Here is a 16,587-nt window from a genome sequence, read left to right as displayed (position 1 = left end):
ATCATCTCTTTAATGTTTTTCAGTGCATCCACCAATTCATAATCAATGGATTTACGATAAATGAATGGTTCGATTTCTGTTAAAAATGCATTGCCTTCTTCAAAATTACCAGCTACAACTCGAGCTTTAATGAGTGCATAGCGCTCCCAATCTCTGCCATATTGGAAATAATAATTTACCATCGCTTGTGTTGACAAGGCAATTGGACCACTACTACCAAACGGGCGCAAGCGTAAATCTACACGATAAACAAAACCATCTTCTGTGCTGTTATGTAATAGATGGATGAATCGACGTGCGACTTTATGGAAGAAATGCGCATCATCGCCTGCATAACCAAAAATGAGATCAATGTCGGATGAAAAGTTCAGCTCATAACCGCCCATTTTTCCCATGCCAATGATGTAAGGCTGAATTGCTTTGCCTGATTCATCCACTGGCACTTCATTATTTCGACTTGTGATTTCATAAGCGATATTCAATGCTTGCTCACAGAAAAAATCTGCGATCATTGTTAAATTACGATTGATGATCATAATATCATCGCAGTGATTGATATCACGATAACCCATTTTGAGGAGCAATTGATTGCGTACTTGGCGAAGGCAAATGGAAGCTTTATCTTCATTTTCTGTTTGAATGGGATAAATGGATAGATCCAAAGGTAAATCCCAAATGCCATCCAAAAAATGATTGAGATACAAAGCGGGGCGATTGAGAATTAAACGCCCAGCCCAAGGTGAAGCTTCAATGAATAGATTGAGTGCAAGAAAATGATGATGTGCTTTGAGTGATTGATAAAGATCTGGATGGCGCTCTTCAAATTGTAACCAATAATTCAACATGATCATTTCCTACAGAAAAGAAAACCCTTCAAAGAAGGGTTTGGATAACAAATATTAAAACTTACGTGCAATCGAGTATTTTGCAAGTTCCACTAATGCTTCTTTATATGGTGAATCAGCAATTGGTTTAATTGCTTTGATCGCCATTTCCACTTGTTCACATGCTTTTTGATATGTGTAAGTTAAAGATTCTGTGCGCTCAATGATTTTTAAGATTTCATCCAATTGGCTTACATCTGCATTCAATAATGCTGTACGAACCAATTCAGCTTCTTCTGGTGTACCCATTTGAATGGCACGAATTAATGGTAATGTTGGTTTGCCTTCAGCTAAATCATCACCTGTATTTTTGCCCATTTCTTCAGCACTTGCGGTGTAATCCAAAATATCATCAATCAATTGGAATGCTGTGCCAACAAATTTTCCATATTCACGGAAAGCTTCGATCTGATATTCAGGTTGGCCAGATGTTTCATAAGCCATGATGCCTGCAACTTCTGCTGCTGCTTCAAATAATTTAGCAGTTTTAGAATAGATCACATTGAAGTAGTTTTCTTCTGTAATATCAGGTTCTTTGATGTTTAATAACTGTAGAACTTCACCTTCTGCAATGCGGTTGGTTGCTTGTGCCAATACGCGCATCACTTGCATTGAATCTAAATCCACCATCATTTGGAAAGCGCGCGTATATAAGAAGTCACCCACTAAAACGCTTGCTTCGTTGCCCCAAATGGCATTGGCAGTTTCTTTACCACGGCGCATATCTGAGTGATCCACAACATCATCATGCAATAATGTTGCAGTGTGAATGAATTCAATTAAAGCTGCCGCTGAAATATGTTTGTCACCAGTATAGTGTGCTGCCTTTGCACATAAAACTGTCATCATAGGACGTAAACGTTTCCCGCCCGACAAAATGATGTAAGCACCCAATTCGTTAATTAATGCAACATCAGAAGATAGTGCTGCCATGATTGATTCGTTAACTTTATTAAAATCTTCTGCAATTAACGCTTGAACATTTTTGATTGACATCCAGTCGCCTCAGTTTCTCTTTTTACAATGAATTCATGTATTATAAGGGTAGTTCACCAAAAAGTATTCATAACAGAAGAGATAATTTGTGATTCTTGAGCAATCCATCACACAACTTCCGGGTGTTGGGCCAAAAATGGCTAAGACTTTGGAAAAATTACACATTCATACGATCCAAGATTTAATCTTTCATTTGCCTTATCGTTATCAGGATCGCACACGTTTAATGCCGATCGAAGCGCTTCGAATTGGCGATACTGCAATTGTGGAAGCGCGTGTTGTGAAAAAAGAGTTATCACAGGGCAAACGCAAATATTTAACTGTGTGGATTAAAGATGGCACAGGCTTAATGATGCTGAAATTTTTCAATTTCAATCATGGCATGTTGAAAACTTTTGATGATGATGGATTGATTCGTGCTTTTGGTGAAGTGAAAAAAGGCTATCCTTATTTAGAAATGGTGCATCCTGAGTTTAAGGCTTTGCATGAAAATATCCCTGTGGAAGAGCGATTAACGCCAATTTATCCATTAACTGCAGGTTTAACACAGAAGCAGATTCGTACAATTGTGGCTTCTGCAATGAAATTGATTACACCAGATTCTTTTCCAAGCTTTGTGAGTCAAAAATATTCGCTATCAGAAGCGCTCCATTATTTGCATAATCCACCGCCAGATGCGGATTTATTCTTATTATCTGAAGGATTACATCCTTGGCAAAAGGCTTTAGCTTTGGAAGAAATTCTCGCTTATCAATTGGCATTGAATAGAGCAAGAGAACAAGAATCTCATAAGCAAAGCATTCCGATTGAGTTATCTTTCAGTGCTGAAAAAACATTGTTATCAGCATTGCCATATCAATTAACGAATGCACAAAATCGCGTGATTGCAGAAATCAAAGAAGATTTGATGTTAGATAAACCGATGATGCGATTGGTGCAAGGTGATGTTGGTTCAGGAAAAACAATTGTGGCAACGGTTGCTTTATTGCATGTTGCGATGATGAATCAGCAAGCGATTATGATTGCGCCCACAGAATTATTGGCAGAGCAACATTATATAACCATCAGCAAATTATTAACTCCGCTTGGCATTTCTGTGACATTTTTATCAGGTGGATTAACCGCGAAAGAGAAACGTATTCGTGGTGAAGCCATTAAAAAAGGCGAAGTACAAGTGATCGTTGGCACGCATGCAACTTTCCAAGAAAGTGTTGAATATGCATCTTTAGCATTAGTGATTGTGGATGAACAGCATCGCTTTGGTGTAGAACAGCGCTTAGCACTGCAAGAGAAGAATCAATTACAGCAGCCACATTTTTTGATGATGACAGCAACGCCGATTCCACGAACTTTAGCAATGATTGCTTATGCTGATCTCAAACATTCCATCATTGATGAAAAGCCTGCAAACCGAATTCCTATTACAACCACATTAGTGAATCACCAAAAGCGTGATCAATTAATCTCACGCTTGGCTTTGCAATGTGCTGAAGGCGTACAAGCTTATTGGGTTTGTACTTTGATTGAATCCAATGAAACATTAACAGCGCAAGCTGCAGAAGAAAGCCATCGATTACTCGAGGAATCTTTGCCTGATTTACGCATTGGTTTATTGCATGGAAAGATGAAACCTAAAGATAAAGAATCCATCATGCAATCTTTTAAAAATCATGAGTTGGATGTATTGGTGGCAACGACTGTGATTGAAGTTGGTGTGGATGTGCCAAATGCTTCTATTATGATCATCGAAAATGCAGAGCGTTTAGGTTTATTCCAATTGCATCAATTGCGTGGACGAGTTGGGCGCGGTAGTAAAGCATCATTCTGCTTATTGATGTATGAGCCACCTTTATCGCAAGTGGCGCAAGAGCGCTTACGAATCTTACAACAAACGGAAGATGGCTTTGTGATTGCGGAAAAAGATCTAGAATTGCGTGGTACAGGTGAAATCATCGGCACGAAACAAACAGGCGAAGTAATATTTAAAGTGGCGAATATCTTCCAGCATAAAGACATTATTGAGAAAGCACAGAAAATGGTGCCAAAGCTATTGAATAATGATGAAGTGGTGAATGGATTGATCAAGCGCTGGTTAAATCATCGCACGCAGTTTATTCATGTGTAAATCGTGATAAGTTTTGTTGAAGAGCGATAAGAATTTCATCAAGAGAATAATCTTGTAAGTTTTCAGTGATAAGAAAAGGCGTTTGTTTATTTTCTTGTCCAAACTTCAATAATAGCCTTTGATAAACGTTGCACTTTTGGCTATAAATATTTTGATCTTTCAATGTAATCGTAATGACTCGACCCAATGGCGTTGTATCCATGAAATAAGCATTATTATAATCGTTCATAGATATAGCTTGAATATCTGCCCAAGCGATAAAAGTATTTCGTTGATATAACCATTGGTCTTGAATACCATCTTGAGTCATGATTAATGCAATTTTTCTATGTTTTTTATAATTAGAATATAGAAAGTATGGAATCATTGCTATCAGAGCAAGCATTGTATATAGATTCTCTGTAATGATAGTGATGCCAAGGAATAGTACAATACACAGGATAAGTATGACATGAGATGAAAAAATATTGAGAGCATTATATTTGACTACTTCATTCAATTTAGGTGTTTTAGGTTCCTTGATGCGTTGAGTATTTTTAAAATATTGGCTTTCAATCATTTCAAAAGCAGACTTTTGAGAGTACTTGAAAAAATTTGCTAGAGGAATTTGCTTTGTTTGTAAGGTGACATGATGGTCGTAGTACGTGATAATGATATGCTCAGAGCGATAGCCAAGTAGTATTCTCATTTGATTAGGAATAATCGTGTATTGAAGAGATTGGATGTTCTTCCAAGGAATGATCAATTTTTTTCTGATGCCAGAGTATAAAATAATTTCTTGGCTAGAAATGGAAATATTGCTTTTACGCCAATCTTTAAAACCTTTGAGGGTAAGTAATATTGATAATATTGTGAGCGGTAGAATGAAATACAGATCAAAATTGTCTAGAGTTTGATTCATTATAAAATTAGATAATATTCGATATAGCAAAGGAATAACTATAAATGCTAATACAAATAACCAAGATAGAGTGGTGGCATAGAAATTTTGTTTTGTATTCATATCATTGAAATTTATGGTTTGTATATATCTTGTTAATTGTAACATTGAGCTAACTAGAGAGCGTAGTTTATTCATGTACAAATCAAAACTCATATATTTTATAAGTATTAACAATATTGGTTATAATCATCCTAGGTAAAAATTAATGTAACAGTTAATTTAGGAAAAATAATGATAGAACAATATAAAAATGAGATGGCTGAGCATTCAGAAGATGTCTCGTGTGTAGAGGAAAATGTCCCTGATTATTTAAAAGAAGTTTATGATTGGGCTTATGTGAATCCTAAATATGTTCGATTTTTGGATCATGATGCAACTGTTTGGAGTTTGTTGTTTTTAAATGCAGGGCGATTGATGAATCGCTATTTGGATTTAATTGAGCCTGGTATGCGCGTTTGGCAGGTTGCTCATGTTTATGGCTCGTTGGTTGTGGATGTTGCGAATAAAGTAGGGGAGGATGGCACGTTTCATTTAACGGATTGTACACCCGTGCAACTAGAGCAAGCCCATAGAAAATTAGATGGTTTAAGCCAAGCTAAAGTGATTGCTTCTGATGCTGCTTTGTATCAGGCGGATCAGCCTTTTGATGTGGTTTGTAGTTTCATGTTACTTCATGAAGTACCTGAAGATATGAAACATAAAATTGTGGATCGTATGTTGGATAATGTTGCTGAAGATGGCAAAGTAATTTTTGTGGATTATCATAATCCTAAGAAATATTGGCAGCCGTTTCGTACAATTTTGCAGTTAGTGAACTATTATTTAGAACCCTTTTCTAATGCATTATGGAGAAATGAGATTCAAAGTTATGCGAGTCGAAAAGATGAATTTGATTGGCAAAAAGAGACAGTTTTCGGTAGTGTTTATCAATGTGTTATTGCAACTCGGAAGAAATGATGAAAAAGATTTTATTATTAGTGGGCGTTTTAAGTATTGTGACGGGTTGTTCAACTTATGGTGATGCAAAGCCAGTTGCACAAATTGCACCTGACAATGGTTATGGTTCGATCACGTTAGCAGATGGTACTGTTTATTCAGGTGAGATTAAAGATTCAAAAGCCACTGGTTTTGGCACTGTGAAATCGAAAGACGCAGTATATAACGGTGCTGTTAAAAATGGTAAGCCGAATGGATTTGGTCAAACAGTAACAAGTGATGGCGCGATTTATGATGGTGAACATGTAAATGGTGAATTTCATGGCCGAGGTAAACTTACATTAAGTGATGGATCATATTTTATTGGCATGATGAGAAATAACAAAGTTCATAAAGGCACAATGCATTTTACGGATGGCCGCACGATGCCAATTATTTAACTGTAGATTGAGCTAGTCGCCATTCTTGATATTTTTGGTACATATCATATAAAGACAAGAATGGTGGCCAAGCAAATAAAATACCCCAAAACCAAATTAATCCATTCGATTCAAATGTTGTGAATCCTGCTAAAAAGAACGTAAAACAACCAAAAGTAGCGATTAATTGTAATGTTAAGCGATAATTACATTCTTTTTTTGTTAAGTTTTTATATTCACGATCAGTAAAAATGCCTTTAAACGGCTTTTTGCGAGCTTGTACAATGGTGAAAAAGTTAATGCTAGCATATCCAATAAAATAGAAACCTAATAAGGTGCCTGTGATCCCCCAATAATTGGGGAATATAATGAGAATGATTAAGGAAAGAAAGATGCCCAAAAAAATAAGAAAAAAGCGATAAAAGCAGTACCACGCGTAGCTAATACATGAATAACGGCGAACTTTTCTGTAAGTTTTTTCTTCTTTAATATTAGGTGCATCAGGAATAATTAAACCTAATAGTTGAATTAAAACTGCTATTCCTTCCATTATCTTTCCTTATTGATAATCAATCAGCCCAGAGCAATTCTCCTTTGCCCATAAATCGGTTTTGTCCGCCAATCCAAATTTCTTGGTTGGCTGTGACTTTTAGGAATAAGACATTCTCACGGCCCAATAAACAGCCTTGGCGAATTGTCCATTCAAAATCATTATTACCTTCTAAAACCTGTAAACCACCTAAGTTAGAGCATGCTGAGCCTGTGCCGCTATCTTCACCCAATGCACCATTTTTGAAGTACATATAACGCACATAAACATCTTGGTTATCTCTTGTCCAAATATAGATCATTGTTCTACCTGCATACAATGTCGCATGTTGTTCGAATAAATCTAAATTAATTTTTATGGAATCTACAGTTTCTTGATCTTTCACTTCCACCAATAATTGTTCACTGCCTGTATTTAGCCATTTTGGTTGACTTAAAATTTTTGATTCAGGAATGTTTAGCATTTGGCTCGTTAATGGAATATCTAAAGTGCTTGCGCGCTCTTTCGGTGCAACAGGCGCTTTAATCCAATAGATTTGTTTATTTTGATCAATCTTAATATCAACAATGCCAGCTAAAGTTTCAACTTGCTTAGTACCGCTAGAGTTTTTAAGCATTTTGATGATTTGCAATGCACCAATGATAGGATGACCTGCAAATGGCAATTCTTGCATTGGCGTGTAAATGTGTAATTTAGGTAAATCACGATTCAAGTTTTCGATGAATACAGTTTCAGATTGATTCATCATCGTTGCGATCTGTTGCATCGCAGTTTTTGACAATGCTTTCTTTAAAACAAACACAGGCAATGGGTTGCCTTTGTCTTGTTCTGAGGTGAAAACGTTGATCCAATAATAAGTAAGAGATTGCATAAATGTTCCAATAATTTTAATTCGTAATATAACTTAATTGTAGGATAATTTGGGAAGATATTTGATGTGGCAATCATAATTCAATTGAGTGCTGTATATTGTGTATTTAACGTCTGCTTTTGATATTCTTAGTCCTGTGTTTTAGCTAAAAATATTAATCACTCAAATAATGGAAAAAAGATGAAAAAGATAATGCTATTGGCAACAATTTTTGCGTTGCAGGGCTGTATGACAAATTTTTTAGTGCATCAAGCTGAAGGTGCAACAAGATTTGATGAAATTGCAAATATGCCAGCGAAAGAAGCTGTCGGGCAACGCGTTTACGTTGGTGGTGAAATTGCGATTATTGATGCAAATAAAAAGCAGATGGAGATCATCAAGCGCACTATCAATAGTTCAGGGTATCCTGTGCAAGGTACTAATGTGCCGAATGAACGTATTATCGTAACCTTTACACCAGAAGTACGCTTTGACTTTGATGGTACTGTGATTGGTGATCGTGTTGTGGTTTTGGGCAATGTTGAAAGCTTGAGCAAAGAAAATATCGCAGGCAATGACATAACAATCCTAAAAGTAAAAGCTAGTGATTACCGCGCTTGGACAAGCCAATTCCCAAATAAATACGATGATGATTGGTGGGAATTTAGCCCTGGCCGTTATCTCTATCCACGCCAAACAATAGAAGCTGTTAAATAGATTCGGATGTGTATTATAAATTAATTATTTCAGAGCCTTTTGAATCAAAAAGGCTTTTTTAATGCTTATAAATTGGTTCATCCTATTCTTCTTTTAGTTTAGTTAAATAGATAGAGCTTTAAAAATCATGTTTAATTTTAGTTGAGTGATTTTGTTTATCTTTATCTTTTAGAGCAGTAGGTGAATCAAAAAGCTGAATGTTAATACTGGCATCAGCTTCTGATGAAAAACCTTGTAATAATGTTGGAATGCTTAGAAATGATGTGCAGTCGTGGTTAGTTGTCTCTGGATAATAATGGCCATAAGAGAATCGTAGAGGTGCTGGGGGTTTTGGAGATGTATCGCATATGTCTGAGAGTTTAATAAATTGGCAGTTCATAGCATCATTACATAGCCATAAATATTTATAAGTGAAGGTATTGTCAGTTATATCGTTGAGCGTTTTATAAAGTGGGAATAATGGTGGTACTAGGTGTTCTGTTATCGTTGCACCAAAATTTATTATATAGCTTTTAATAGAATCGCTAAATTTATAAGTTATCCACCGTAAATAACCTAGCTGGCTGTTAGGTGAATTATTCAAAATATGGATATTAAAAAAAGCATTGGCATTTGCTTCTGATGGAAACTCTAGATATTTGGGTGGAGTATATATGGGGGGTTCCCTGCGATAGACGGGACACATGTAACCACCTAGAAAATCGTGAGGATTGCCACAACTACTCACCAAAACAGCACTACATATGTCATAGTACTTTATCAATTGACAGTGTTGTGTATTAGAACACAATCCTGAATAATCATAAGTAAAAGCATCATCATTTATTTTATCTAATATTTCAGAATGAACAAATGATAATGATGCAGTTAAATAAATAATAATTGCTAATACCTTTTTCATATCAATATTCCTAGCTATTATTGTGGTTTTATTTCTATAGAGCTTGATGGTACTAGATGCACTTGTTGACATCCATGCTTTTTCTCTAAATCTGCAATAGAACGAATTTCGTCAGGAATCTTAGGGCAGATAAAGGCTTGCTCTTCATTCTCATTTTGATTCACGATACTGTAACTGCCAGTTTGATTAGTTTGTGCATATATTTTTGATGGAGTTTGTATTGGAATTAAATATAATGGATACGTTTTTGCAAATGCTTCAGGGCAGTACCAGTCATTAATTTGTTCATGCACAAAGTTCATTATTTTGGTGGAAATTATTTGATTCTTAGGTTGTTGGATGATACTGATAGGTTCTTTAGTTTTATACACGCAAGTTGTAGGATAGAAGGATTCTAATCTATCGTTGGATGTATGCCTAGGAGAACTACTTACTATAGACATAGAACTATCACTTAAACCTACTATTGAATTATTAAATACCTTAAATAATTGAGGAATGATGATATATGGTTGTACTGCTGTTGGATTAGTTGTGGGGTTTTTTAGGTCTTGCATTGATGCTATATGTAATATTTTAGAGTCTTTTTGATGTGCTAATTGTTTTGTTATGGTTGTGCCAAAATTCATCAAATAACTATTTTTATGTAGTTCAACAGCAGATGCATCTCGATCAATGATCAGATTAAAATCATAGTTTATCCAACGTAAATAACCAAGTCGACTGCTAGAAGTATTATTTAAAATATGGATATTAAAAAAAGTATTGGCATTTGCTTCTGATGGAAAACCTAATGCACTGTACTTATTGTATATGGCTTCATATTCATCTATTTTTTTATTAGAATTTATAATTTTTCTGCCGCCATCTGCTCCAGCAATAATAAAGCTAAAATTACTCCCAAAAGATGCTCCACATGCTGATGCTGATTTTCCAACACGTAGTGGCATTGGTGGAAATTGTGAATTGTCATCAATCTCAGGAAGGTTTTTCATTGAAGGATAGCAATTTGGAATATCTTCACATAATCCTGAGTCATTATAAGTAAAAACATCATCTTTTACTTTATCTTGAGTTTCAGAGTGAGCAAATGATAATGATATTGCCAAATTAATAATGATTGCTAATATCTTTTTCATATCAATATTCCTAGTTATTCTTGTGGTTTTATTTCTATAGAGCTTGATGGTGCTAGTTGTATTCGTTGGCATCCATATTTTTTCTCTAAATCTGCAATAGAGCGAATTTCATCCGGAATCTTAGGGCAGATAAAGGCTTGCTTTTCATTCTCATTTTGATTCATGATGCTGTAACTACCATCTTGATTAGTTTGTGCATATATTTTTGAAGGGGGTTGTATTGGAATTAAATAAATGAAATTTAATTTAAATACTTGTGGGCATATTTCTTTATTCGCATGCTCATATACCAAAGTAAATCTTCGTCTAAAGATAGATTGGTTATTAGGTTCTTGTATAATATTCAATAGCTTAGGATTGGTGAGTTGCCCTAATCGTTTTACTTTTTTTGCTCCAAATCCAAGCATATATTGATTTTGCTGTATTTCTATAATTGATGCATCTTGATTAATCGAGATATTGAAATCAAAAATAATACTACGTGAGTTTCCTAAAGAAGATATTTGAGGTGATGGAATCGGATCTAAAATATTTAAATAAGCATTGGCATCAGTTTTTGATGAAAAACCATACTTTTTTATACTCAAATCTTTATATTGGATGGGGCAAGGAGGAATGTCATGAACATCAGTAATAAATTCTGAATTAGTGCATTCAGTAAAGTCATAGATATCAAAAAAGCTATAGGTTTTTTTATACAGGGCATCAAATGTTGCTGGAAAAATACAGTTTTTAGTATCAGCGCATACTTGTGAATAATCATAAGTAAAAATATTATCATTTGTTTTATCTAATGTTTCAGAGTGAACAAATGATAATGATGCAGTTAAACAAAGGCTTAATATAGTTATTATTTTCATATCAATAACCTCTAGATCTCGTCGATGTTAATTTCTATAGAGATTGATGGTGCTAATTTAAATTCTCGACAATGGTTTTCTGCTAACCAATTATTAGAAATAGAATATTCTTTGGGTGTGGATAAACAAAAGTATGAATTTTGGATATATTTTGTTTTATTCGAGAGGGAATAAATATTTTTATCTTTATTTTTTATTGTTATCAGTACTTCTGAAGGAAAATAAGTTTCTCTCATGTTAAAAAGGTACAAATCATTTTTATTAATGTAATAAGGATATGGCATTTTTTCAAATTTTTGAGGTATCAGATTATATTTTTTAGGCCATAATTGAGATTTATAGGATAATTCTACCTTGTTAAGGTCTTCCTTTGTAAATATATAAATGAGGTTTGTTTCAATATCCTTGAATTTTTGAATGATAAAAGTTCCAAATGATAAAAAATAACTTTTTTGGTAGACTTCGGTAGATGTTCTATGTTGATCATTGGATATTTGAAAATCATAGGTTATCCAACGTAAATAACCTAATTGATTATTAGGCATATTATTCAGAATATGGATATTAAAATAAGCATTGGCATCAGATGGAGAAGAGAATTTCGCCAAAGGATGATAATAAAAGTGAATATTTTGATCTGTTTCTGATGCAAAGCCGAAATAATTTGCAGTAGTCGCTCTATAGGGAAAGTGGGGCAGAAAAGTTTCAGGTGGAGCTGATGAGAAAATTTTTGGATAACCAATAGTATCTAGCCAAAGATTAATATTTTGAGGAATGCGATTAATTAATGTTAAATCACAATTTACATTATCAGTGCATATCTCTGAATAATCATAAGCAAATGCATCCCCTCTTTCTTTATAAGATAGTGTAGAGTGAGCCAAGGATAATGATGCGGTTAAACAAAGAATTAATATAGTTATTATTTTTATTGATATTGTGCTTGATTTTATGGTTGATAACGATAATGCCCAATCATTTTCCAATTAAATAGAACATCTTCAGGGACTTGTCCAAAGCCAATATTGTGAACCACTAAAGGGCGTTTGCCATCTTTAGATTTTTGATCAATCACAATGCCGATATGTGGCAAGCCATTATCTAAGCGCCATGAAACAATATCACCAGCTTTATAATCTTCCGCATTTTTAGATAAGGATAGAGATTTACCATTGCGCTCAAAGAATTTCTCTAAATTGGGCACACGGCGATGATCAATATTACGATCTGTAGATTTTAATCCCCACATTCTTTGGCTTGGATATTGGCTGAAATTCTGCTTCATATCTTCATGCACAAGCTTTTGGAGATCAATATCTAGCTTGCGATAAGCACGAATCACAACATCAGTACAAACACCTCGATTGGGTGAAACATCACCATTAGGATAATCAATTTTCTCATAGCGACCATCGTAGATCACTAAGCGATTGACGATAGATTTGGCAGCATCAGAAACATCATTAGCAAAGCTTAAAGACATTGAGGTGAGTAAAACAGCGAGCGATATTTGTTTGATCATGATATTTGGCATTATGATAATTATGATTGCCCTATTATAGTTCAACTGGATAAATAATCATCATGAAATAAAAAAGGAAGCACTGTGTGAGCTTCCTTTTTTGATTGATCTAAGAAATGAATCTTAGTTGTGTCTTGCTACCATTAATTTTTTGATCTCTGCGATTGCTTTAGCAGGGTTCAAACCTTTAGGACAAGTTTTAGTACAGTTCATGATCGTATGGCAACGATATAGTTTGAATGGGTCTTCCAATTCAGCTAAACGCTCACCTTGATATTCATCACGTGAATCCATGATGAAACGGTATGCTTGTAGTAAAACAGCAGGACCTAAGTATTTATCAGAGTTCCACCAGTAGCTTGGGCAAGATGTAGAGCAGCTTGCACACAAAATACATTCATAAGAACCATCCAACTTGCGGCGCTCTTCAATAGATTGTAAACGTTCACGTGGTGGGTTTGGCGTATCTGATTGCAACCAAGGTTGAACAGAAGCATGCTGTGCATAGAAGTGTGTTAAGTCAGGAACTAAGTCCTTAATAACTGGCATGTGGGGTAATGGTGCAATGCGTACTTCGTTGCCATCAATAGATTCGATTGCTTTTGTACAAGCCAAAGTATTCGTACCATCAATGTTCATTGCGCATGAACCACAAACACCTTCACGGCATGAACGGCGTAATGTCAAAGTTGGATCAATTTCATTTTTGATCTTCAACAATGCATCCAAAACCATTGGACCACATTCGTCCATGTTCACTTCGTAACGATCAAAACGTGGATTTTCACCTGTATCAGGATTCCAACGATAGATTTTAAATACACGCTTATTAGCGCCTTCTGCTTTAAAATATTGTCCGTTTTCTTTGACAATAGAATTCGCAGGCAATTTAAACTCAGCCATAACCAATATCCTTTAGTATGTTCTTTCTTTAGGTGGGATGTATTCCACATCATCAGTCAATGTGTAAGTATGAACAGGGCGGTAATCAATTGTTACCTCACCACTTTCTTCATCCAACCACGCTAAAGTATGCTTCATCCACTCTTCATCATTACGATTTGGGAAGTCTTCACGAGCATGCGCACCGCGAGATTCTTTACGGTTGTATGCAGAAACAACAGTTGTCATCGCATTAGCTAACAAGTTAGATAATTCCAATGTTTCAACTAAGTCTGAGTTCCAAATCAAACTACGATCGTGGACTTTAATGTTTTTGAATTCGTTGTATGCTTCTGTGATTGCATCTACGCCATCTTTCAATGTTTCTTCCATACGGAATACTGAAACGTCTGCCTGCATCGCATCTTGCATTTTGCTACGTAATTGAGCTGTAGAGATAGACCCATCAGCATGACGGATTTTATCGAAACGATCCAAGATTGCTAAGATCTTATCTTCTGGTAAATCTTTTTGTGAAGCGCCAGGAGTTAAGATTTCAGCAGCGCGGTTTGCAGCAGCACGGCCAAATACAACTAAGTCTAGTAATGAGTTAGAACCTAAACGGTTAGCACCATGAACTGATACACATGAAGCTTCACCAATCGCCATCAAACCTGGGATAACATGATCAGGATTGTCACCTTTCAATGTTACAACTTCAGCATGATAGTTCGTTGGAATACCACCCATGTTGTAGTGAACTGTTGGGATGATTGGAATTGGTTCTTTAGTTACATCCACGTTAGCAAAGATTTTCGCGCTTTCTGCGATACTTGGTAAACGTTCATTGATAACTTCTGGACCTAAATGTTCAAGATGCAAGTTGATGTAATCTTTCTTAGGACCAACACCACGACCTTCACGAATTTCTAATAAGATAGAACGTGAAACAACGTCACGAGATGCCAAATCTTTTGCGTTAGGCGCATAACGTTCCATGAAACGCTCACCATTTGAGTTCGTTAAGTAACCACCTTCACCACGAACACCTTCAGTGATCAAGCAACCTGCACCATAAATACCAGTAGGATGGAACTGTACGAATTCCATATCTTGTAATGGAACACCTGCACGAGCTGCCATACCACCACCATCACCAGTACAAGTATGTGCTGATGTTGCAGAGAAGTAAGCACGGCCGTAACCACCAGTTGCCAATACAACCATTTGTGCACGGAATACGTGAATTGTACCATCTGCCAAGTTCCAAGCGATCACACCGCGACACTCATCATTTTCCATGATTAAGTCTAATGCAAAGTATTCGATGTAGAATTCAGCATGGTGCTTCAATGATTGTTGATACAAAGTATGCAACATCGCATGACCTGTACGGTCAGCAGCAGCACATGTACGTTGAGCTTGTGCTTCACCGTAATGAGTTGTCATACCACCGAAAGGACGTTGGTAGATTTTACCTTCTTTCGTACGAGAGAATGGCAAACCATAATGTTCTAATTCTAAAATTGAAGGAATAGCTTCACGACACATGTATTCGATTGCATCTTGGTCACCTAACCAGTCAGAACCTTTAACAGTATCGTACATGTGCCAGCGCCAATCATCTTCCCCCATGTTACCTAATGCAGCAGAAACACCACCTTGAGCAGCAACAGTATGTGAACGAGTTGGGAATACTTTAGTCACACAAGCTGTTTTGAAACCTTTTTCAGCCATACCTAAAGTTGCTCGCAAACCTGCACCGCCAGCGCCCACTACTACAACGTCATAAACATGTTCGACAATGTTGTAGTCTTTATATTTGTTTAAGTTCATTAATTTAAGTCCTCAATAATGTTCATCGAGCTTTATGAAAAAAGCGTATCCATACTTGAAAGCATTAGCTCAAGATTAGTTGCAACATGGATGATAGCGATGATCATTAATAACCACATAATTGCTAAGAATGTTTTGATCAAGTAGATGTAGAAAATACGTTTAGATGTTTTGTGAACGTAATCTTCAATGATCGTTTGGATACCCATAGCAGCATGGTGTAAACCTACTGTGATGAATAAAATCAATAAAGCTGTATTCAATGGCGCATCGATCCATAATAAGATCTGTGCGTAATCAGCTTTAACCAAAAATGCGAATGAGAATGCAAACCAGAGGAAAAGTACGGCTAAGATGACAGATGAAACTTTCATCAATAACCATTCTTTTGAACCTGCATGTGCTGATCCTAGTCCTTTAACACGGCCTAAAGGTGTACGATAATTCATTGTTCTCTCCTATGCAAAAATGCCAACAGCAAGTAATGCAACAGTGATCACAACAGTTGCTACGATTACCCAAACGCCAGATTTTGCAGCTTCTTCATTACTAATACCAATACCAGCATCCCAGAATAAATGGCGAATACCATTACAGAAATGATAAACAGTTGATGCAACACCCAATGCCAATACAGGGAAGAACGCAATGTGTGTGAATAATGCTTGGATGCTTTGTGATAATGGTTTGCTAAACGGGATAGCAATGATCCATAAACCAATTGCGAGCATTACGAAAAGAGAAGCGACACCAGTTGCACGGTGTAGAAAACTCATGATGGATGTTTGCTGAAATTTGTAGCCTGAACCTAGCATAAAAGGTGATAAAGGCCGTTGATGCTTTTCCATACGACTCCTTGGTAAGACTTTGGTGGTAAAAATTATTTAAACAATTGCTCATCAGTATTTCTCAGGGTTTGAGAAGGGGATGAACAAAAACACTCATCATTTTAAATAACTTCGGCAGTTTACTCAACTTCAATCTTGCTTGCTTCATGGAATCTTGACCAACCATGGCAAATATTGAA

General features: G+C 35.9%; 17 protein-coding genes and 1 pseudogene. 4 read left to right on the top strand and 14 right to left on the bottom strand.

Annotation, left to right across the window (positions count from 1 at the left end; genetic code table 11):
* Both BZK16_RS13205 and ispB read right to left on the bottom strand, forming a co-directional pair.
* Positions 1–845: pseudogene (locus BZK16_RS13205) on the bottom strand (bifunctional [glutamate--ammonia ligase]-adenylyl-L-tyrosine phosphorylase/[glutamate--ammonia-ligase] adenylyltransferase); the annotation flags it as partial.
* A 54-nt stretch (positions 846–899) separates the two neighbouring features.
* Entirely contained in the window at positions 900–1,880 is a 981-nt protein-coding gene (gene ispB, locus BZK16_RS13200) for an octaprenyl diphosphate synthase (RefSeq protein ID WP_077929356.1), read from the bottom strand.
* Between the two features lie 88 nt (positions 1,881–1,968).
* Between ispB and recG the strand changes: the two genes are divergently transcribed.
* The gene (recG, locus tag BZK16_RS13195; RefSeq protein ID WP_077929355.1) at positions 1,969–4,005 is read left to right on the top strand and encodes an ATP-dependent DNA helicase RecG; all 2,037 of its coding nucleotides are present in this window, start codon (positions 1,969–1,971) and stop codon (positions 4,003–4,005) included.
* Here recG and BZK16_RS13190 read toward each other — a convergent pair.
* Positions 3,992–5,083, bottom strand: a complete 1,092-nt coding sequence (locus BZK16_RS13190; RefSeq protein WP_077929354.1) for a hypothetical protein — start codon at positions 5,081–5,083, stop codon at positions 3,992–3,994. The two genes, recG and BZK16_RS13190, sit on opposite strands and share 14 nt — an antisense overlap.
* A gap of 96 nt (positions 5,084–5,179) precedes the next feature.
* Here BZK16_RS13190 and rquA point away from each other — a divergent pair, with 96 nt between their 5' ends.
* Positions 5,180–5,905 carry a rhodoquinone biosynthesis methyltransferase RquA gene (rquA, locus tag BZK16_RS13185; RefSeq protein WP_233145306.1) on the top strand — a complete coding sequence of 242 codons (726 nt, stop codon included), beginning with the start codon at positions 5,180–5,182 and terminating at the stop codon, positions 5,903–5,905.
* Complete coding sequence (locus BZK16_RS13180; RefSeq protein WP_077929353.1) at positions 5,905–6,324, top strand: MORN repeat-containing protein; 420 nt, start codon at positions 5,905–5,907, stop codon at positions 6,322–6,324. The genes rquA and BZK16_RS13180 overlap by 1 nt, the downstream gene beginning before the upstream one ends.
* Here BZK16_RS13180 and BZK16_RS13175 read toward each other — a convergent pair.
* Both BZK16_RS13175 and BZK16_RS13170 read right to left on the bottom strand, forming a co-directional pair.
* Entirely contained in the window at positions 6,317–6,853 is a 537-nt protein-coding gene (locus tag BZK16_RS13175) for a hypothetical protein (protein ID WP_077929352.1), read from the bottom strand. The two genes, BZK16_RS13180 and BZK16_RS13175, sit on opposite strands and share 8 nt — an antisense overlap.
* Positions 6,854–6,872: 19 nt before the next feature.
* Positions 6,873–7,724, bottom strand: a complete 852-nt coding sequence (locus BZK16_RS13170) for a PhzF family phenazine biosynthesis protein (RefSeq protein WP_077929351.1) — start codon at positions 7,722–7,724, stop codon at positions 6,873–6,875.
* A 180-nt stretch (positions 7,725–7,904) separates the two neighbouring features.
* Here BZK16_RS13170 and BZK16_RS13165 point away from each other — a divergent pair, with 180 nt between their 5' ends.
* Complete coding sequence (locus BZK16_RS13165) at positions 7,905–8,420, top strand: Slp family lipoprotein (RefSeq protein ID WP_077929350.1); 516 nt, start codon at positions 7,905–7,907, stop codon at positions 8,418–8,420.
* A 118-nt stretch (positions 8,421–8,538) separates the two neighbouring features.
* Here BZK16_RS13165 and BZK16_RS13160 read toward each other — a convergent pair whose 3' ends face one another.
* From BZK16_RS13160 to sdhC, 9 genes are all read right to left on the bottom strand, one after another.
* Positions 8,539–9,321, bottom strand: coding sequence for a hypothetical protein (locus tag BZK16_RS13160; RefSeq protein ID WP_077929349.1), 783 nt, complete (start codon positions 9,319–9,321; stop codon positions 8,539–8,541).
* A gap of 17 nt (positions 9,322–9,338) precedes the next feature.
* Positions 9,339–10,460 carry a hypothetical protein gene (locus BZK16_RS13155; protein WP_077929348.1) on the bottom strand — a complete coding sequence of 374 codons (1,122 nt, stop codon included), beginning with the start codon at positions 10,458–10,460 and terminating at the stop codon, positions 9,339–9,341.
* Between the two features lie 14 nt (positions 10,461–10,474).
* Positions 10,475–11,320: a hypothetical protein gene (locus BZK16_RS13150; protein WP_077929347.1), complete on the bottom strand. Its 846-nt coding sequence runs from the start codon at positions 11,318–11,320 to the stop codon at positions 10,475–10,477.
* 11 nt (positions 11,321–11,331) lie between these two features.
* On the bottom strand, positions 11,332–12,306 hold the full coding sequence (locus tag BZK16_RS13145) for a hypothetical protein (protein WP_077929346.1): 975 nt from the start codon (positions 12,304–12,306) through the stop codon (positions 11,332–11,334).
* Complete coding sequence (locus BZK16_RS13140) at positions 12,270–12,803, bottom strand: DUF1287 domain-containing protein (protein ID WP_233145307.1); 534 nt, start codon at positions 12,801–12,803, stop codon at positions 12,270–12,272. The genes BZK16_RS13145 and BZK16_RS13140 overlap by 37 nt, the downstream gene beginning before the upstream one ends.
* A gap of 162 nt (positions 12,804–12,965) precedes the next feature.
* Positions 12,966–13,745 carry a succinate dehydrogenase iron-sulfur subunit gene (locus BZK16_RS13135; protein WP_077926767.1) on the bottom strand — a complete coding sequence of 260 codons (780 nt, stop codon included), beginning with the start codon at positions 13,743–13,745 and terminating at the stop codon, positions 12,966–12,968.
* Positions 13,746–13,757: 12 nt separating this feature from the next.
* A complete protein-coding gene (sdhA, locus tag BZK16_RS13130; protein ID WP_077929344.1) occupies positions 13,758–15,560 on the bottom strand; it encodes a succinate dehydrogenase flavoprotein subunit in 1,803 nt (600 codons plus the stop codon).
* Between the two features lie 32 nt (positions 15,561–15,592).
* A complete protein-coding gene (gene sdhD, locus BZK16_RS13125; protein WP_077929343.1) occupies positions 15,593–16,009 on the bottom strand; it encodes a succinate dehydrogenase, hydrophobic membrane anchor protein in 417 nt (138 codons plus the stop codon).
* Positions 16,010–16,018: 9 nt separating this feature from the next.
* Positions 16,019–16,408 carry a succinate dehydrogenase, cytochrome b556 subunit gene (gene sdhC / locus BZK16_RS13120; RefSeq protein ID WP_077929342.1) on the bottom strand — a complete coding sequence of 130 codons (390 nt, stop codon included), beginning with the start codon at positions 16,406–16,408 and terminating at the stop codon, positions 16,019–16,021.
* Positions 16,409–16,587 lie beyond the last annotated feature (179 nt).

It is taken from the genome of Wohlfahrtiimonas populi, from assembly GCF_002006795.1.
Taxonomy (GTDB): Bacteria; Pseudomonadota; Gammaproteobacteria; order Cardiobacteriales; family Wohlfahrtiimonadaceae; genus Wohlfahrtiimonas; species Wohlfahrtiimonas populi.
This window is presented reverse-complemented; position numbering and strand designations above follow the sequence as displayed.